The following is a 16,953-nucleotide window of genomic DNA, read 5'->3' on the forward strand; positions in this document are numbered from 1 at the left end:
GCCGATGTGGGATCGACGGTTGCGATCATGTGGGTTTGCGGCGTATGGTGCTCGAAACCAACGGGAACGAAGGAGTTCGGGCATGTACGCAACGGAGCGCCATGATGCGATCGCCGCGCAGCTGCACAGTGCCGGCCGGGTCTCCGTCGCCGACCTCGCCGAGCACTTCGACGTCACCACCGAGACCGTCCGCCGCGACCTGGACCTGCTCGAGACCGCCGGGGTCCTGCGCCGCGTGCACGGGGGAGCGGTCCCGATCGGGCGCTCCAGCGTCGTCGAGCTCACCGTCGCCGAGCGCGAGGGACAGCACGGCTCGGCCAAGTCCGCGATAGCCCGGGCCGCGATGCGCCTGCTGCCGCCGACCTTCACCGGGTCGATCGCCCTGGACGCCGGGACGACCTGCGCCGCCGTCGCGTCGGAGCTCACACGGTGGGAGCCCGCCGAGGCCGGGGCGACGATCACCGTCGTGACGAACTCCGTCCCGATCGCCGCGACGCTGCAGCACAGCGCGCACGTCGAGCTGCACCTGCTGGGCGGACGGGTCCGCGGGGTCACGAGCGCCGCGGTCGGCACCGCCACCGTCGAGCAGATCGGGGCCCTGCGCCCGGACATCGCCTTCGTCGGCACGAACGGCCTGTCGGCCGGCTTCGGGCTGAGCACCCCGGACGAGTACGAGGCCGGGGTCAAGGGCGCGTACGTGCTCGCCGCCCGTCGCAGCGTCGTGCTCGCCGACGCGGCCAAGCACGGCGTCGAGGCGCTGATGCGCTTCGCCCGCCTGGACGAGATCGACACGCTCGTGACCGACGAGCAGCCCCCGGCCGACCTGGCCGTCGCCCTGGCCGACGCCGACGTCGAGGTGGTCGTCGCATGAGCGCCCGCATCGTCACCGTGACGCCGAACCCGTCGCTCGACCGCACCATCGAGCTCGCCGGCGAACTGCAGCGCGGGGTCGTCCAGCGCGCCACCCGCAGCACCGCCGAGCCGGGCGGCAAGGGCGTCAACGTCTCGCGGGTCGTGGTCGCCAGCGGCGGGGACACCGTGGCCGTCCTGCCCGGCGACGAGCTCGACCCGGTGCTGCTCGGGCTGGCCGTGCGCGGCATCCCGACCGCCGCGCTGCCGATCGGCGCCCCGCTCCGCTCGAACGTCACCGTGACCGAGCCCACCGGCACCACGACGAAGCTCAACGAACCCGGCCCCTCGTTGGCCGGACGCCTGCAGGACCTGGCCGACCTGGTCGCCGACACCGCTTCGGCCACCGCGACCGGGCCCCGCGCCCGCTGGGTCGTGCTCGCCGGATCGCTGCCGCCGGGGCTCCCCGACGACGCCCTCGCCGTCCTGGTCCGCGCCGTCCGTGCCCGGCACGGCGACGACGTCAAGATCGCGGTCGACTCGTCCGGCGTCCCGTTCACGGCCCTGCTGTCGTCCGGCGAGCGGATCGACCTGGTGAAGCCGAACGCCGAAGAGCTCGCCGAGGTCGTCGGCGGTGACCCCGACGCGTACGAGCGCGACCTCGGGCTCGCTGCCGCGGCGGCCGAACGGCTGCGTGCCCGCGGGGTCGAGAGCGTCCTGCTCACCCTGGGCAGTGCCGGCGCCGTGCTGGTCGGCCCCGACGGGGTCTTCGCCGCCGCGGCGCCCAGGATCACGGCCCGCTCGACGGTCGGTGCGGGGGACTCCTCGCTCGCCGGCTACCTGCTGGCCGAGGTCGCCGGAGCACCACCCGGCGAGCGGCTCGCCCAGGCCGTCGCCACCGGAGCAGCAGCCGCGGCACTGCCCGGCAGCGACGTCCCGGCCCTCGACCACACCGACCCGGGCGCCGTCACGGTCACCCGGCTCGGCCCCGCCGACACGACACGCACCGACACCACGCCCACCGACACCACCCCCCGAACCCCCACTGCGTCACTGCAAAGGAGCACACCATGACCGCTGCGCGAGACACGAGCCCGGGCCTGATCAGCGTCCCCCTCGTCGGCCTCGACGAGGACCTCGGCGCGACCTCGGCCGACGTCATCCGCGTGCTGGCCGACCGCGTCGCCGCGAGTGGCCGTGCGGCGTCGGGCGAGTCCCTGGCCGCCGACGCCATCAAGCGCGAGGCCTCGGTCGGCACCGGCGTCCCCGGTGGCATCGCCATCCCGCACGCCCGGTCGGCCTCGGTCACCGAGCCCACGCTGGCCATGTCCCGTCTGGCCCGGACGGTGCCCTTCGGCGCCCCCGACGGCGACGCCGACCTGGTCTTCATGATCGCCGTGCCCGAGGGCGCTGACAAGGACCACCTGACGGTCCTGTCGACGCTGGCCCGCGCGCTCATCCGCGACGACTTCACCGCCGCCCTGCGCGCCGCGACCACGCAGCAGGAGATCGTCGACCTGGTCGACCGCGAGGTGACCGGCGAGGTCGCCGACGCCGGTGTGACGGGCGCGCCCCGGGCCTCCGGTGCGGCCCCGGCCAGCCCCGAGGCACCCGCCGCCGGCCGCAAGGTCATCGTCGGCGTCACCGCCTGCCCGACCGGCATCGCGCACACCTACATGGCTGCCGACGCCCTGGTCGCCGCTGCCAAGCGGGCCGGCGCCGAGATGCACGTCGAGACGCAGGGCTCCTCGCAGGTCGAGCCCCTCGACCCCGCGCTCATCGCCCGCGCCGACGCCGTCGTGTTCGCGGTCGACGTCGACGTGCGCGACCGCTCGCGCTTCGCCGGCAAGCCGCTGGTCTCCGGACCGGTCAAGCGCGGCGTGGACGAGCCCGACGCGATGATCGCCGAGGCCCTGCGCGCCAGCGAGGACCCGAACGCCGCCCGGGTGTCCGGCACCGTCGGTGAGGCCGGGTCGAGCACCGCCAAGGACGAGCACTTCGGGCAGTCCCTGAAGCGCTGGCTGCTGACCGGTGTGTCGTACATGATCCCGTTCGTGGCGGGCGGCGGGCTGCTCATCGCGCTCGGCTTCCTGCTCGCCGGGTACGGCATCGCGCTGACCCACGGCAACTCGGGCCAGAACAACGCCGTCTACACGCTGACGAACTACACGCTCATCAACCTGCCGCCGCAGGGCCTGGCGTACTACCTCGGTGCGGCCGCGTTCCAGATCGGTGGCGTCTCGCTCGGCTTCCTGGTCGCAGCGCTCGCCGGCTACATCGCCTACGCCATGGCCGACCGTCCGGGCATCGCGCCGGGGTTCGTCGCCGGGTCGATCGCCGTCTTCATGAACGCCGGGTTCCTGGGCGGCCTGGTCGGTGGCCTGATCGCTGGTGCCGCCGCGTACTGGATCGGGCGCATCCCGGTCTGGCGCTGGCTGCGTGGCCTGATGCCGGTCGTGATCATCCCGCTGCTGGCGTCGATCATCGCCTCGGGTCTGCTGCTGCTGGTGCTCGGCGGACCGATCGCGTGGGTCATGACCCAGCTGACCGGCTTCCTCAACTCGCTCTCCGGCGCCTCGGCGATCCTGCTCGGCATCATCCTCGGCCTGATGATGGCATTCGACCTGGGTGGCCCGGTCAACAAGGTCGCCTACGCGTTCGCCGTCGCGGGCCTGGGGGCGGGGACCGCGACCAACGTGGTGCCGTTCGAGATCATGGCCGCGGTCATGGCGGCCGGCATGGTGCCGCCGCTGGCCCTGGCGCTCGCATCCACGGTGCTGTACCGCAAGGGCTTCACGAAGCCCGAGCGCGAGAACGGCAAGGCCGCGTGGCTGCTCGGTGCCTCGTTCATCTCCGAGGGTGCGATCCCGTTCGCCGCGGCCGACCCGCTGCGCGTCATCCCGGCCTCGATGATCGGCGCTGCCGTCACCGGTGCGATCTCGATGGGTGCCGGCGTGACGTCGCGGGCCCCGCACGGTGGGATCTTCGTGTTCTTCGCGATCGGCGACGTGGGCATGTTCATCGTCGCGATCCTGGCCGGAACCGTCGTCTCGGCACTCGTGCTGGTGGCGCTGAAGAAGTGGGTGCGTCGGGCTCCGGCTGCGGACGCCGCAGCGGCTGAGCAGGCCGCCGTGGCCGGCGAGACGGTCGGACAGCGCACGCCGGTCGCCGCGTAGTCCGCGCGACCCGCGTCGTCCGCGCGACCACCTGACGGACGGGAGGCCCGGTGCCAGCTGGCACCGGGCCTCCCGTCCGTCGTCGGTCCGGTGTCGGGTGGTCGGGTGGTCGGGTGGTCGGCCGCCCGCCACGGCGAGCGGTCACGACACCCCGCCTGGCAGACGCGGGCCGGTCACAGATCGTCGTTCCGCCAGCATCGAACCGACGATCCTTGACCGGTCAGCGAACGTGAGCGGGGTGTCGTGACCGGTCGAAGGAGCGCAGCGGGGCGGACGAGGGGCGGGCGAGGGGCGGACGAGGGATGTCCGGGACGGCGGGCGACGGGCGGACGCGGGGCGGGCGAGGGGTGTCCGGGACGGCGGCGCGGTCAGTCGGCGATGTTCGCGGTCACCGCGTCGATGTAGGTCGCGCGTTCCTCGCGCGAGGACGGGCGCCCCGGCACGCCGGGGCGCTCCTGCCACGGCAGCGGTCCGGTGTCGCGCCGGTACTCGATGCCCATCGCATCGAGGCGGGCCAGGTGCACGCGCAGGCGGCGTCGGAAGTCCTCGAGGTCGCGGGGCCCCGTGACGTCGGCGGACCACAGGGCCTCGGCGAGTGCGGCGACCCGGGGGAAGAGCTGGTAGTCGAGCTTCCGGACGTCGTCGACGTGTTCGGTCCACATGTTGCCCTGGCCGCCGATGACGTGGGCGCGCTCGGTGTCGGTCAGCTCGTCGGGCACCGGGTCGAATCCGAAGACCTCGTCGACGCCCAGCACGATCGCCACCGGGATCGGCTCGTTCGGCAGGTCGCTCTGGCGGTAGTCCAGGTAGACCTGGTCGTCCGGCGTCGAGATGACGTCGTGCCCGCGTCGTGCCGCGGTCGTCGCGCCGAGCAGCCCTCGCCACGAGACGACCGTCGCGGACTGCGCGAGCGTGCCACCCTCGAGGATCTCGTCCCAGCCGAACGCGCGGCGGCCCGACGACTCGATGTGCGCCGCGAGCTGCCCGATGATCCAGGCCTGCAGCTGCTCCTCGTCGGCCAGCCCGAGGGACCGGATGCGCTCCTGCGTGCGCGGGTCGGACTCCCACTGCACCTTCGGGCACTCGTCGCCGCCCAGGCCGATGTACGGGCTCGGGAACAGGTCGATGACCTCGTCGAGGACGTCGCGGAAGAAGTCGATCGTGCTGTCGTCGGCGTTGAGGACGTCCTCGGCGATGCCCCACTCGGTCCAGACCTCGACCGGGACGTCGGGGTGGACGCCGAGCTCGGGGTACGCCGCGAGGGCGGCCCGGACGTGCCCGGGCGTCTCGATCTCGGGGACGACGGTGACGAAGCGGTCGGCGGCGTAGGCGACGATCTCGCGCAGGTCGTCCTGCGTGTAGTACCCGCCATGGGGTCGGCCGTCGAATGCGTCCGGCCGCAGCACGCCGTCCTCGCCGGGGACGTGCGCGCCGACCTGGGACTCGCGGCGCCACGAGCCGACCTCGGTCAGGCGCGGGTGCTTCCGGATCTCGACGCGCCAGCCCTGGTCGTCGGTCAGGTGCAGGTGCAGCCGGTTGAGCCGGTGGGCAGCGAGCTGGTCGATGACGCGCAGGACCTCGGCCGTGGTGCGGAAGTGCCGGGCGACGTCGAGCATCACGCCGCGCCAGGCGAAGGCGGGGGCGTCCTCGATCGTGCCGGCTGGGACGGTCCAGGGCGCGGTGCCGACCTGCCCCTTCCGGTACACGGCGGCGGGCAGCAGCTGGAGCAGGGCCTGGACGCCGTGGAAGACCCCGGCCGCGGCACCGCCGGTGACCTGGATCCGGTCGGGTGTCACGACCAGGCGGAAGGACTCGTCGACGGCGCCGCCGGGGCCCTCGGGCAGGCCGGTGGTGTCGACGCGCAGGACGATCGCGCCGGTCGTGCCGGTCGTGCCGGTCGTGCCGGTTGTGCCGGTCGTGCCGGTCGTGCCGGTTGTGCCGGTCGAGTCGGTCTGGTCGCCGTCGCCTTCGCCGTCGCCGTCGGCATCGCGGAGCGGCAGGCCGGTCGATGCGCGCAGGGTCTGCTGCAGGAACCGGCGGACGGACTCGCTGGCGGCGTCGGCGGCGACACGGGTCGACGGGGTGATCGCGAACGCGCCGACACCGGCGGTCGAACGCTGCGGGCGGGGGATGAGCACGTCGAAGTCCACGATCCGATGATGCTCGTCCGTCGCCGTGCTCTGCGCAAGCTGTCAGGCCGCTCAGGGAACATGGGCGCATGACGACTGCCCTCGCCGCCGCCACCGTGTCCACCGTCGCTGCCTCCGGCGGGCCCGAGACCTCGGAGATGGGCGGGCTGTCGGGCCTGGTCCTGCAGCTCATCGACCGGTTGGGCGAGTGGGGCGTCGCGCTCATGCTGTTCGTCGAGACGGTGTTCCCGCCGATCCCGTCCGAGGTGATCCTGCCGCTCGCGGGCTTCCTGGCCGGTGCGGGGCGGATGAACCTGGTGCTCGTGCTGGTGCTGGCGACGCTCGGGTCCTACGTCGGGGCCCTGGTGCTCTACTGGCTCGGCCGGGTGATCGGCTTCGAGCGGACCGTCCGGTGGCTCGGCAAGCTGCCCCTGGTCGACGAGGACGACTTCCGCAGGGCCGCGGCGTGGTTCCACCGGCACGGTCGCAGCGCGGTGCTGTTCGGCCGTCTGGTGCCGATCGTCCGCAGTCTGATCTCGCTGCCGGCCGGTGCCGACCGGATGCCCCTGGTGTCGTTCTCGTTCTTCACGGTCCTGGGGTCTGGACTGTGGAACAGCGTCCTCGTGCTCGGCGGCGCCGCCCTCGGCACGCAGTACGAGCGCGTGGAGCAGTACACCGAGTGGATCGACTACGGGATGTACACCGCGATCGTCGTGGTGGTCGCCGTGTTCGTGGTCCGGCGGGTCCGTCGCTCGCGGGCGGAGCGCGTTTCGCGGACAGGCGCGGCGGACCGCACCTGATCAGGCCGGGGTGAGTGCCGACTCCTTGTGCGCGGCCCGCTTGCCCGACTTCTCGGACTCCACGATCCAGTAGGGGTCGTCGTCGGTGGGCTTGAAGTGCTGCCCGTCGAACGTGAAGTCCTTGGTCTTCTGCTCCACCAGCGTTCCGGTGGTCGTGCCCTGCGAGGTGTTCCAGTGGACCTCGTCGCCCTTCGACAGCGCCATGGACCCGTCCTTCCGTCGTGTGTGTGGCGCACATGCTAGACCCCCATACATCCGCATGAACTCAGGGATGTACCCCCGGTCACGATGTCGTAACGCGGCGCGACTTCGCTTGGTGGGACGCGTACCGTTGAGCATGAGTCACCACGCGAGCGCCGTTCGCCGTCCTGGCTCCTGACGGATCGACGACCCTGATGACCCTCGTGGACGACACCCGCACCGAGACGGTGCTCGCGGCGCGCTACCGGCTGTCCCGGCTCATCGGCACGGGCGGCATGGGGTCCGTCTACGAAGCCCGCGACGAGCACACCTACCGGCTGGTCGCGGTGAAGCTCTTCGCGACGCCGCACATGATGACCACGGCCGACCGGGTCCGGCAGGAACGCGAGATCCGGCTGCTCAGCATGCTCTCGCACCCGGGGCTCATCCCGCTCTACGACGCCGGCACCCACGAGTTCCCCGACGGGCCGCACCGGTTCATCGTGATGGAGCTCATCGCCGACGCCACCCTGCTGCGCCGACTGGCCGACGGGCCGCTGCACAACTACGAGGCGGCGGATCTGGGTGCCCAACTCGCCGACGCCCTGGCGTACGTGCACTCCCGCGGGATCGTGCACCGCGACGTCAAACCCGCCAACATCCTGATCAGCGACGAGGGCTCGTCCGGGTTCGCCCGCACCGTCAAGCTCACCGACTTCGGCGTCGCGCACTTCGTCGACGGGTCGCGGCTGACCAACGACGGCACGATCATCGGCACCGCCGCGTACCTCAGCCCCGAGCAGGTCGCCGGCGAACCGATCAGCTACGCCACCGACGTGTACTCGCTCGGGCTGGTGCTGCTCGAGGTACTGACCGGCAAGCAGGAGTACTCCGGCACGCTGGTCGAAGCGGCACTCGCACGGCTGCGCCGCAGTCCCGAGATCCCCGAGTCGGTCGGACCCGACTGGAGCGACCTGCTGCTCCGCATGACCGACCGTGACCCGGCACGCCGCCCGACGGCCGTCGCGGTCGCGAACGCCCTGCGCGGCGGGTCCACCCAGATCACCGGACCGGTGCCGCTCGGCCCCACCCGGACCAAGCACAAGCGCGACCACCGCATGCACCGGGCGGCGCACCGGCACGCCCGTCGCGGCACGTTCGAGGCCGTCAACCGGTGGCGTCGACGGAACATGGTGACGGGGTCCGTCGCGGCCGGTGGGGTGCTGCTGGCATGCGTGCTGAGCTACATCGCGGGCACCCTCCACTGATCGACCGGCCGGCCCCCGCGCGTCGGCGGTTTCGTGCAGGATGGACCGCATGACCGACCAGCGCTGGATCAAGATCTGCGGCCTGTCGACGCCCGACACCGTGGACGTCGCCGTCGACGCGGGCGCCGACGCGGTCGGGTTCGTCTTCGCCGCGGGCAGCCCCCGCACCGTGACCGCCGACCTGGCGAAGCAGCTCGTCGAGCGGGTGCCCGACGGCGTCGATGCCGTGGGCGTGTTCCGCGACCAGCCCATCGACGAAGTGGTCGGGATCGCCTCGGCGGTCGGACTCACCACGCTGCAGCTGCACGGCGGCGAGTCCGCGACCGACTTCGCCCGCGCGCGCGATGCCGGCTTCTTCACGATCCGGGCCGTCGCCGCCGCGGACTACCTGCGCGAGACGCCCGACGAACGCGCCGCGTACGACCACGACCTGCTGCTGCTCGACGCCGCCGAACCCGGCAGCGGGCAGCTGATCGACCCCGCGACCATGCAGGGCGCCGTCGACGAAGCCTGGATCCTGGCGGGTGGGTTGACGCCGGCGAACGTCGTCGCGGCCGTGCAGTCCCTCGACCCGGACGGCGTCGACGTGTCGAGCGGAGTCGAGTCCGAGCGCGGCGTCAAGGACGCGGCGAAGATCCGGGCGTTCGTCGAGGCGGTCCGCAGCCTGGGCTGACGGGGCCGAGCCGGGCCTCCAGGACGGTGCCGGGCGGGCCTGTGTCGGACCGGCGGTCAGACCGAGGCGACCCGCAGGGTCGGGATCAGCGTCGTCAGGAACGCGTTCGTGTCCTCCCAGCCCTCGACCGCGTGGCAGGGGACGCCGAGCGCCTTCACCGGGTAGTCGTTGCCCTCGGGGTCCAGGCGGTCGCCCACGAACAGCATGTCGTCGAGCGCGATGCCGGTGATCTCGGCCAGCCGCTGCATGCCGTACGCCTTGTCGATGCCCTTGCGGGTGATGTCGACGCTGGTCGATCCGCCGGAACGGACCTCGAGGTCGGGCAGCTCGGCCTGCACGCGGCGGCGCAGATCGTCCTTCTTGGCGCCGGTCGGGTCCCACGCCTTCTTGACGTCGACGGGGGCGCGCTGCCCGAGCGCCGAGAACGTGATCTGCGAACCGCGGTCCTCGAGGATGTCGCCCCAGGTCTCGGACTCCCAGTAGCCGGCGTCCTTCGCGACGGACTCGACGGCCGCGAGCGCACGGGCCTTCTGGTCGTCGGTCAGGTCCTCGGCGTACTGCAGCGCCCAGTCGTCGCCGGACCAGCGGTAGTAGCGGGTGCCGCACGTGGGCAGCAGGTGCAGGTCGTCGAGGGTCAGGCCGTCACGGTGCCGCAGCGGGGTGACGAGCTGCTGCTCGAACTGCTCGAAGTTACCGCCGGAGATGACCGCGACCGGCACCGTCTCGAGCAGCGCTGCGAAGGTCTCGAGCATGCGCGGGTCGAGGGAGGACTTCGAGGGGGCGAGGGTGTCGTCCAGATCGAAGGCGACGAGGCGTGGTGCGGTCATGCGCCGATTCTGCCACGGCACCCACGCGCGACAGCGGCCGACGGTGGTCGGCTCCCCGAGGTGTGCGGGAAACCGACCACACGGTGCGGCTGCTGTGGCTGCGGCTGCTGGTGTGGCTACTCCTTGACGAGCACGACCTGGTCGAGGGGGATGCGGGTGCGCGGGGCGACCTCACGCTCGGCGGCCTTGTCGTCGAGCTGGTCCGGGTGCGCGACGGTGCCGATCGCCGTGACCGTGTACGGCAGGAACCGCTCGGGCAGGTCGAACGCGGCCCGCAGGCCCTCGGCGTCGATGCCGGCCATCTGGTGCACGTGCAGGTCCTCGGCGTGTGCCTGGACCGTCAGCGCCGCCAGCGACTGCCCCAGGTCGTACTGGGCGAACGGACGCTCGTCGCCGTCCTCGCTCACCGTCTCGAGGACACCGACCACGAGCGCGCTGGCACGGAAGGCCCACGCGGCGTTGAAGCCGAGCAGGTTGTCGTTGATCTTCCGGAACGTGTCGGTGCCACGACGGCCGGCGATGAAACGGCGCGGCTGCAGGTTCATGGCGGACGGTGCCCAGCGGGCGGCCTCGAGCACGGCGTCGAGCTGCGCATCGGACATCGTCGCCGACTCGTCGAACGAGCGCGGGCTCCAGCGCTCGTCGAGCAGGGGGACGAGTGGCTGGCTCGCATCGGTCGAACGGGTGAGGGTCGTCACGGAGGTCATGCTGCCTGGAACGATGCCGACCGCGCACGTATTTCCGAGCTGAACGACGTCACATGTCGCGCCAGTACCGAACGTGCCTGCCAGGATGGAGGGGATGGGTGGCGTTCTGATCGGCTTCGCGATCATCGGCGCGATCATCGCGGCCGGGTACGGCGTCGGCCGCGCCGGACTGCTCGGCCCGCACGCCCAGTTCGTGATGAGCCGGCTGGCGTTCTTCGTGCTGATGCCGTGCCTGCTGTTCCACACCATCGCCACCGCGGACATCGCGTCGCTGGTGTCGCCGATGCTCTGGGTGTCGCTGCTGAGCGCGGCCGTGGTCGCGCTGGGCACCGCTGCCGTGTTCCGCCTGGTGCTGCGGCGCTCGGTGACCGTCACGACCGTGGGGGCGCTCGCGGCGAGCTACGTCAACGCGAACAACATCGGGCTGCCCGTCGCCGTGTACGTGCTCGGCCAGGCCACCGCGGTGGTGCCGGTGATCCTGCTGCAGCTGGTCGTGATGGCGCCGATCGCGCTGACGATCCTGGACGCCGCCACCGCTTCCGGAGGCGGGTGGAAGCGCCGGGTGCTCGGTCCGGTGACCAACCCGCTCATCATCGCGTCGTTGCTCGGGTTGCTGTGCTCGGCGTTCCGGATCACGCTGCCCGACCCGGTGCTGCAGCCCTTCGCCCTGGTCGGGGCTGCCGCCGTGCCGATCGTGCTGCTGTCGTTCGGCATGAGCCTGCACGGTGCCGCACCGCTGCGGGACCCGTCGATCCGCACGGACGTCATCGTCGCGTCGTCGATCAAGCTCGTGGTGATGCCGGCCGTGGCGTTCGTGCTCGCCCGGTTCGTGTTCGGCCTCGGCGACCAGCAGGTGTTCGTGCTCACGACGCTCGGCGCGTTGCCGGCGGCGCAGAACGTCTTCAACTACGCCCAGCGCTACGGTGCCGCGGTGCCGGTGGCGCGCGACGTGGTGCTCATCTCGACGCTCGGGGCCGTGCCGGTGCTGGTCGCGATCGCGGCGCTGTTGCACCCGTAGGCCGCGCGGCGCTTGGCGGGGGCGCGGGGCGTGGTGCTCGGCGCAGGTCCGGTGGCGTTGGCCGCGGGTCCGGTGGCGCCCCGAGTGGTCACGACACCCCGGGTGCGGGGCGTCGAGTGGTCGGAGGTCGTCGGGTGGCGGCGCCGCAGGCGACGTCCTGTGACCGGTCGGGGGAGGTGAGCGGGGTGTTGTGACCGGTGGGCGGGGGGGTGTGGGCCGGCCACGGCCGGACTGGAGGCTCGGGAGCTGCCCGTCGCGAGCCTCCCGTCCGGTGGGTCTGCGGCTGGCCGCGGGGTCCGGTGCCACCCCGAGTGGTCGCGACACCCCGGGTGCGGGGCGCCGAGTGGTCGGAGGTCGTCGGGTGGCGGCGCCGCAGGCGACGTTCTGTGACCGGTCGGCGGAGGTGAGCGGGGTGTTGTGACCGGCCAGGGAGGGCGTCGGGTCGACGGGGCGACCGGTCGGCGGAGGTGAGCGGGGTGTTGTGACCGGTCGGCGGGTGGGGCGCGCCGGGCGGGATGCCTCGCCGGGGTCAGAAGATCATCGGGCGGTCGTCGTCGAGCGAGGTCTCGAGGTCGAGGTCGACGACGACGGGGACGTGGTCGCTCGGGGCGTCGCCCTTGCGCTCGTCGCGGTGGATGGACGCGCCCGTCACCACGTCCGCGAAGCCCTGCGAGCCCATCACGAAGTCGATGCGCATGCCCTCGTTGCGGGGGAAGCGCAGCGACTTGTAGTCCCAGTAGGTGTAGCCGGAGGGGACGAGAGGCCGGACGACGTCCTGCAGGCCGCGCTCCTCGAACGTGCGGAAGGCCGCGCGCTCCGGCTCACTGACGTGGGTGGCGCCCTCGAAGACCCGCACGTCCCAGACGTCCTGGTCGAGCGGTGCCACGTTCCAGTCGCCCATCAGCGCGAGCTTCAGCGACGGGTCGGCCTCGAGCCACTCGGTGGTGCGGTCAGCCAGCTGCGCGAGCCAGTCGAGCTTGTACGTGTAGTGCGGGTCGCCGAGCTCGCGGCCGTTCGGCACGTACAGGCTCCAGAGTCGGACGCCGTCGACGGTGACTCCGATCGCGCGGGCCTCGACCGGCAGGTCCGGGCCCTCGTGGCCCTTGAGGAACCCGGGCTGGCCGGGGAAGTCACGGGTGACGTCGTCCATCGGCAGCCGGCTGGCGAAGGCGACACCGTTCCACTGGTTGAGTCCGTGCACCTCGACGTGGTACCCGGCGGCCTCGAAGGCCTCGACGGGGAACTGCTCGGGCTTGCACTTGATCTCCTGCATGCCGAGGACGTCGACGTCCTGCCGGACGAGCCAGTCGACGATCCTGCCGACTCGGGTGCGGACGGAGTTCACGTTCCAGGTCGCGACGCGCATGGGATCGAACCTACTGGGCGTGACCTGCGGGCCGCAGCGCCGCGGGGCGCGCGGCGCGTGCCGGGTGCGGGCCGGGCGTCTGGTGTTGGCTGGTCGTGTGACGTCGAAGAACGGGATCCCCGCCGCAGACGAGGCCGTCGAGGTCCCCGGTCCGATCGCCCGTCTCGCCGCCGGGCGTCCGCTGGTGCCGGTGTGGGTGAACGAGATCGGCGGGAAGACCTTCCGCGTCGGGGGCGACGGCGGCGCCGACACCGCCGACGAGTACCTGAAGTGGGTCCCGCGTCCCTACACGGTCTGGGTCACCGCCGAGGCCGAACGGCTGCACTGGGCGGGGCACTGGCTGCGTGTGCCCGAGGTGCTGGACCACGGCACGGACGACGACGGGGCGTGGCTGCGCACCCGCGCCGTGCCCGGGTGGAGTGCGGTCGACCCGCGGTGGCGCGAGGACCCCCGCACAGCGGTCGTGGCGATCGCCGAGGGGCTCCGGGCGATGCACGACCGGCTGCCGGTGGCGGAGTGCCCGTTCGACTGGTCGGCGTCGATGCGGCTCGACCGGGCCCGTGCCGCCGGGGTCGACGTCGAGCGCATCGGACCCGCGCCCGAGCCCGACCTGCTGGTCGTGTGCCACGGGGACGCCTGTTCGCCGAACACCCTGCTCGGTGACGACGGCCGCTGGATCGGGCACGTCGACCTGGGGTCGCTCGGGGTCGCGGACCGCTGGGCGGACATCGCCGTGGCGACGATGGCGCTCGGCTGGAACTACGGGCCGGGGTGGGACGAGGAGTTCCACCAGGCGTACGGCGTCCCGGTGGACCCGGAGCGGACGGCCTGGTACCGGGCGATGTGGGACTGCAGCGTCGATGAGCGCGACGCGACGGAGACCGACGCAGCTGGCTAGAAACCGACCCCGCGCGCAGCCATGAACGACACCGGGTTGGTGGTGCCGCCGCCCACGTGGGTCTCGTAGTGCAGGTGGCATCCGGTCGAGTTGCCGGTCGACCCGACGAGCGCGACCAGGGTGCCCGCAGCGACCCGCTGGCCCGTGGCGACCCGGAAGCCACCGCTGACGATGTGGCCGTACGCGCTCTTGACCCCACCGCCGTGGTCGATCCGCACGTAGTTGCCGTACCCGCCGTACCAGCCGACGTACTCCACCGTGCCTGCGGCCGCCGCGACGATGGCCGTGGAGCAGCCGCTGCCCAGGTCGATGCCGTCGTGGAAGGTGACCGCGCCGGTGATCGGGTGCACGCGTGAGCCGTAGCCGCTGGTGATGTACCCGCCGGCGGGACGGACCCACCCGGACCCGGAACCGGACCCGACTGCGCCGCCGCCCGAGCTGCTGCTCCCGCCGCCGCCGCCGGAGCTCGCCGCTGCTGCGCGCGCGGCCGCCGCGGCCGCCGCAGCGCGGGCCCGTTCTTCGGCTGCCTTGCGCTCCGCTTCACCCTTGGCGAACTCGGCCTCGGTCCGGACACGACCGGACTTGAGCGTCGCGAGCTGTGCCTCGAGCCGCGCCTTGTTGTCCTGCTGTTCGTCGTACGCCGCCTGGGCGCGGTCGGACGCCGCCTGCGCCTCGGCCATGCGTTCTTCGGCGTCGGCAGCGAGTTCGGCGAGCTCGGTGGCGGCACGGTCGGCCTGGCCGGACAGGGCACGGGCGACGGCGGCATCGGCGCTGGCGACGGCTTCGACGCGTTCCGCCTGTTCGGACAGCTTGCTCAGCGCACCGAGGTCGTACAGCAGGTCACGCGAGTCGTCACCGCCGGTGAGCACGCTCGAGGTGACGTCGGCACCACCCGAGCGGGACATCTGCGCCGCGAACTGCCCGGCCTGGGCGGCGCTCTGGGCGGCGGTCTCGGCGTGCGCTTCGGCTTCGGTGCGGAGCCGCTGTTCCTTCTCGGCAGCGCGCTGCGACTTGCGCTGGGCCTCGGCGTACTCGTTGCCGCGGGTCTCGGCTTCGGCGACCGCGGCGTCGGCCTTGCTCGACAGGTCGCCGATCAGGGTCTCGATGCCGGAGATCTGCTCGTTCTTCTGTGATTCCTGCCCGCGGGCGGCCAGGACGTCGTCCCACGAGGGGTAGGTGGCTGCCTGGGCAGGCGGGGCGTCGAGCACGAGCGCGCCGGCGAGTCCGACGAGCGAGAACCCGGCGACGGCGAAACGGACCGCACGGCGCGCGGACACGCGGATGCGCCGGGGCGCGCGGACACGCTGGGGCTGGTGGGGCGCGGCAGGACGAGACATCGGGAGCGAGCCTATACATCCACACAGGGTCACCGCGACGCCGACGCACCACCTGTGGAGAACTCGCTCAGAACCCCCGGTCGCGCCGGACCTGGGCGGCGCTGTCCACGACGCGGTCGCGCAGGGTCGCCGAACCGGCCGTGCCGGCGTAGTCCCAGATGTCGAACCCGGTGCAGTGGGTGACCGACACGGGGGCGCCGAGCTGGTCCTCGACCGAGGTCGGCCACACGTCCCCGGAGCCGACCAGGACGAACGTCGGGTCGGCGTTCCGGTAGGAGCCCAGGTCGACCAGCCACGGGTACACCTGGAACGAGTCACGGACCTGCAGCATGCGGACGTTCTGTGATGCGTAGGTTGCGAGCGGCCGGACGGTCCAGAACTGGCCGACGCCCACGACCGGCTTGCCGTCCGCCCACCGGTCCAGGCACGCCGCGGGGGCGTACGACGCGGTGCGCACGGTGCGCAGGGTGCTCGGCGTGACGGCGATGCCCGCGGCCAGCACGACGGCCGTACCGATCGCCAGCCCGACCCGGATGCCGCGCGAGGGTCGGTACACGCGGGTCTGCCGCACGGCGACCCGGACCAGCTCGCACACGGCGATCAGGGCCAGCAGGGGCGCGACCACGACCGGTTCCAGGTACCGCGGCGTCTCCGACCCGGCGGCGACGACCCCGAGGGACACCGCCACGACGGTGACGACGGGCAGCGCCGAGGCGACGAGCACCGTCCGCGATGCCCGCACACGCCACGCCCACACCGTCCCGCCGACTGCGAGCAGCACCCCGATCAGCATGAGCGCGAGCCCGACGTCACCGATGAGCGTTCCGGAGCGGACGTCGGTGAGCGACGCGAAGAAGCCGAGGGTCGAGATCGCTTGGTCCGGGTGCACGTAGGTCGACGGGTCGAGCGAGACGAACGGCCGGAGCGGGATCCGCACCAGGTACCCGACGACCGCACCGGCGACCACCGTGCCGGACACCAGCAGTGCCGGTCGCCACGGCACCCGCTGCGCCAGGGCGAGGACGAGGAGCGTGACGACCACCGGGGCGCCGGACCACGGCACGTAGAGCGGGTTCGACGCGGTCGTGGCCGCCGCGACCAGGCCGAGGACGACGAGCACGGGGACCGATGCGCGGCCCGTGCGCACCGCGCGGAGCACGAGCACGGCGGTCGCCAGCAGCGCCAGCACGACGCCGTAGTAGTAGGTCGTGGTGAGGAGCAGGGACGCGAGCTCGAGCGACGTCGCCGAGGCGCTCGACTCTGTGAGCACCAGCAGCGTCAGGAACGCGAACGCGATGCCCGACACCGCGATCCGCGCCGGTCGTCCGGCGGCGGGCATGAGCTCGTTCGCCGCGGCCCGCAGCAGCGCGTACACGCCGAGCAGCACCAGCACCCCGTTGAGCGCCAGGGCCTGCTGTGGCGTCGCGGTCACGAGCGAGCAGAGCAGGTACACCGGCAGCTCGGGGAAGAAGAACAGCGCGGGGGACATGGCCCACTCGAACGGGTCGCCCGCCTGCATCGACCGCACGACCAGGGGGAGCAGGACCGAGTCGCCGTCGTACCAGAGCAACGACACCCGCGCCGAGGCGATCACGTGCCGCAGGGCGACGACCGTCAGCGCCAGTGCCACGACCGCGCCGACGGCCTCGTGCCCGAGGGCACGGAGACGGGCGGAACGCATGCAGGGAGCGTACCCACGGCCCCTCCGACCTGGCCGATGAGCGC

At 72.6% G+C, this 16,953-nt stretch carries 15 protein-coding genes; 8 read left to right on the forward strand and 7 right to left on the reverse strand.

Annotated elements, in window-relative coordinates; translation table 11 throughout:
- Positions 1-82 precede the first annotated feature (82 nt).
- Genes MT346_RS07945 through MT346_RS07955 form a run of 3 tightly spaced genes read left to right on the forward strand, consistent with a single transcriptional unit; the run spans position 83 to position 4,025 of the window.
- Positions 83-871, forward strand: a complete 789-nt coding sequence (locus MT346_RS07945; RefSeq protein WP_243562296.1) for a DeoR/GlpR family DNA-binding transcription regulator — start codon at positions 83-85, stop codon at positions 869-871.
- Positions 868-1,923: a 1-phosphofructokinase family hexose kinase gene (locus MT346_RS07950; protein WP_243562297.1), complete on the forward strand. Its 1,056-nt coding sequence runs from the start codon at positions 868-870 to the stop codon at positions 1,921-1,923. Before MT346_RS07945 ends, MT346_RS07950 begins: the two co-directional genes overlap by 4 nt.
- A complete protein-coding gene (locus MT346_RS07955) occupies positions 1,920-4,025 on the forward strand; it encodes a fructose-specific PTS transporter subunit EIIC (protein WP_243562298.1) in 2,106 nt (701 codons plus the stop codon). The genes MT346_RS07950 and MT346_RS07955 overlap by 4 nt, the downstream gene beginning before the upstream one ends.
- Before the next feature lie 368 nt (positions 4,026-4,393).
- On the opposite strand, the gene MT346_RS07960 is transcribed toward MT346_RS07955, so the two are convergent.
- Entirely contained in the window at positions 4,394-6,175 is a 1,782-nt protein-coding gene (locus MT346_RS07960) for a beta-N-acetylhexosaminidase (RefSeq protein ID WP_243562300.1), read from the reverse strand.
- A 68-nt stretch (positions 6,176-6,243) separates the two neighbouring features.
- Here MT346_RS07960 and MT346_RS07965 point away from each other — a divergent pair, with 68 nt between their 5' ends.
- Positions 6,244-6,954 carry a DedA family protein gene (locus tag MT346_RS07965; protein ID WP_243562301.1) on the forward strand — a complete coding sequence of 237 codons (711 nt, stop codon included), beginning with the start codon at positions 6,244-6,246 and terminating at the stop codon, positions 6,952-6,954.
- On the opposite strand, the gene MT346_RS07970 is transcribed toward MT346_RS07965, so the two are convergent.
- Positions 6,955-7,158, reverse strand: a complete 204-nt coding sequence (locus tag MT346_RS07970; RefSeq protein WP_243562303.1) for a DUF2945 domain-containing protein — start codon at positions 7,156-7,158, stop codon at positions 6,955-6,957.
- Between the two features lie 191 nt (positions 7,159-7,349).
- Here MT346_RS07970 and MT346_RS07975 point away from each other — a divergent pair, with 191 nt between their 5' ends.
- Positions 7,350-8,402: a serine/threonine-protein kinase gene (locus MT346_RS07975; RefSeq protein ID WP_243562304.1), complete on the forward strand. Its 1,053-nt coding sequence runs from the start codon at positions 7,350-7,352 to the stop codon at positions 8,400-8,402.
- Positions 8,403-8,451: 49 nt separating this feature from the next.
- Positions 8,452-9,075, forward strand: a complete 624-nt coding sequence (locus tag MT346_RS07980; protein WP_243562305.1) for a phosphoribosylanthranilate isomerase — start codon at positions 8,452-8,454, stop codon at positions 9,073-9,075.
- Positions 9,076-9,131: 56 nt separating this feature from the next.
- Here the strand turns inward: MT346_RS07980 and MT346_RS07985 are convergent, their stop codons facing one another.
- Together MT346_RS07985 and MT346_RS07990 are read right to left on the reverse strand one after the other, a co-directional pair.
- Positions 9,132-9,902, reverse strand: a complete 771-nt coding sequence (locus MT346_RS07985; protein ID WP_243562306.1) for an HAD-IIB family hydrolase — start codon at positions 9,900-9,902, stop codon at positions 9,132-9,134.
- 116 nt (positions 9,903-10,018) lie between these two features.
- A complete protein-coding gene (locus MT346_RS07990; protein WP_243562308.1) occupies positions 10,019-10,609 on the reverse strand; it encodes a nitroreductase family protein in 591 nt (196 codons plus the stop codon).
- A gap of 94 nt (positions 10,610-10,703) precedes the next feature.
- Here MT346_RS07990 and MT346_RS07995 point away from each other — a divergent pair, with 94 nt between their 5' ends.
- The gene (locus tag MT346_RS07995) at positions 10,704-11,627 is read left to right on the forward strand and encodes an AEC family transporter (RefSeq protein ID WP_243562309.1); all 924 of its coding nucleotides are present in this window, start codon (positions 10,704-10,706) and stop codon (positions 11,625-11,627) included.
- 529 nt (positions 11,628-12,156) lie between these two features.
- On the opposite strand, the gene MT346_RS08000 is transcribed toward MT346_RS07995, so the two are convergent.
- Positions 12,157-12,993 carry an exodeoxyribonuclease III gene (locus MT346_RS08000; RefSeq protein ID WP_243562311.1) on the reverse strand — a complete coding sequence of 279 codons (837 nt, stop codon included), beginning with the start codon at positions 12,991-12,993 and terminating at the stop codon, positions 12,157-12,159.
- 97 nt (positions 12,994-13,090) lie between these two features.
- On the opposite strand from MT346_RS08000, the gene MT346_RS08005 reads away from it, so the two are divergent.
- Complete coding sequence (locus tag MT346_RS08005) at positions 13,091-13,891, forward strand: aminoglycoside 3'-phosphotransferase (RefSeq protein ID WP_243562312.1); 801 nt, start codon at positions 13,091-13,093, stop codon at positions 13,889-13,891.
- Here MT346_RS08005 and MT346_RS08010 read toward each other — a convergent pair.
- Positions 13,888-15,228: a M23 family metallopeptidase gene (locus tag MT346_RS08010; RefSeq protein ID WP_243562314.1), complete on the reverse strand. Its 1,341-nt coding sequence runs from the start codon at positions 15,226-15,228 to the stop codon at positions 13,888-13,890. The genes MT346_RS08005 and MT346_RS08010 overlap by 4 nt on opposite strands.
- A gap of 67 nt (positions 15,229-15,295) precedes the next feature.
- Positions 15,296-16,909: a hypothetical protein gene (locus MT346_RS08015; RefSeq protein WP_243562315.1), complete on the reverse strand. Its 1,614-nt coding sequence runs from the start codon at positions 16,907-16,909 to the stop codon at positions 15,296-15,298.
- Positions 16,910-16,953 lie beyond the last annotated feature (44 nt).

Origin of the sequence: Curtobacterium sp. VKM Ac-2922, from assembly GCF_022815645.1 — a bacterium.
Lineage (GTDB): Bacteria > Actinomycetota > Actinomycetes > Actinomycetales > Microbacteriaceae > Curtobacterium.

Bases quoted from the DNA above. Each gene is read 5' to 3' on its own strand.
- MT346_RS07980 (WP_243562305.1), top strand. From the start codon at position 8,452: ATGACCGACCAGCGCTGGATCAAGATCTGCGGCCTGTCGACGCCCGAC.
- MT346_RS08010 (WP_243562314.1), bottom strand. From the start codon at position 15,228: ATGTCTCGTCCTGCCGCGCCCCACCAGCCCCAGCGTGTCCGCGCGCCC.
- MT346_RS07995 (WP_243562309.1), top strand. From the start codon at position 10,704: ATGGGTGGCGTTCTGATCGGCTTCGCGATCATCGGCGCGATCATCGCG.
- MT346_RS08000 (WP_243562311.1), bottom strand. From the start codon at position 12,993: ATGCGCGTCGCGACCTGGAACGTGAACTCCGTCCGCACCCGAGTCGGC.
- MT346_RS07985 (WP_243562306.1), bottom strand. From the start codon at position 9,902: ATGACCGCACCACGCCTCGTCGCCTTCGATCTGGACGACACCCTCGCC.
- MT346_RS08015 (WP_243562315.1), bottom strand. From the start codon at position 16,909: ATGCGTTCCGCCCGTCTCCGTGCCCTCGGGCACGAGGCCGTCGGCGCG.
- MT346_RS07990 (WP_243562308.1), bottom strand. From the start codon at position 10,609: ATGACCTCCGTGACGACCCTCACCCGTTCGACCGATGCGAGCCAGCCA.
- MT346_RS07975 (WP_243562304.1), top strand. From the start codon at position 7,350: ATGACCCTCGTGGACGACACCCGCACCGAGACGGTGCTCGCGGCGCGC.
- MT346_RS07955 (WP_243562298.1), top strand. From the start codon at position 1,920: ATGACCGCTGCGCGAGACACGAGCCCGGGCCTGATCAGCGTCCCCCTC.
- MT346_RS07950 (WP_243562297.1), top strand. From the start codon at position 868: ATGAGCGCCCGCATCGTCACCGTGACGCCGAACCCGTCGCTCGACCGC.
- MT346_RS07965 (WP_243562301.1), top strand. From the start codon at position 6,244: ATGACGACTGCCCTCGCCGCCGCCACCGTGTCCACCGTCGCTGCCTCC.
- MT346_RS07970 (WP_243562303.1), bottom strand. From the start codon at position 7,158: ATGGCGCTGTCGAAGGGCGACGAGGTCCACTGGAACACCTCGCAGGGC.
- MT346_RS07945 (WP_243562296.1), top strand. From the start codon at position 83: ATGTACGCAACGGAGCGCCATGATGCGATCGCCGCGCAGCTGCACAGT.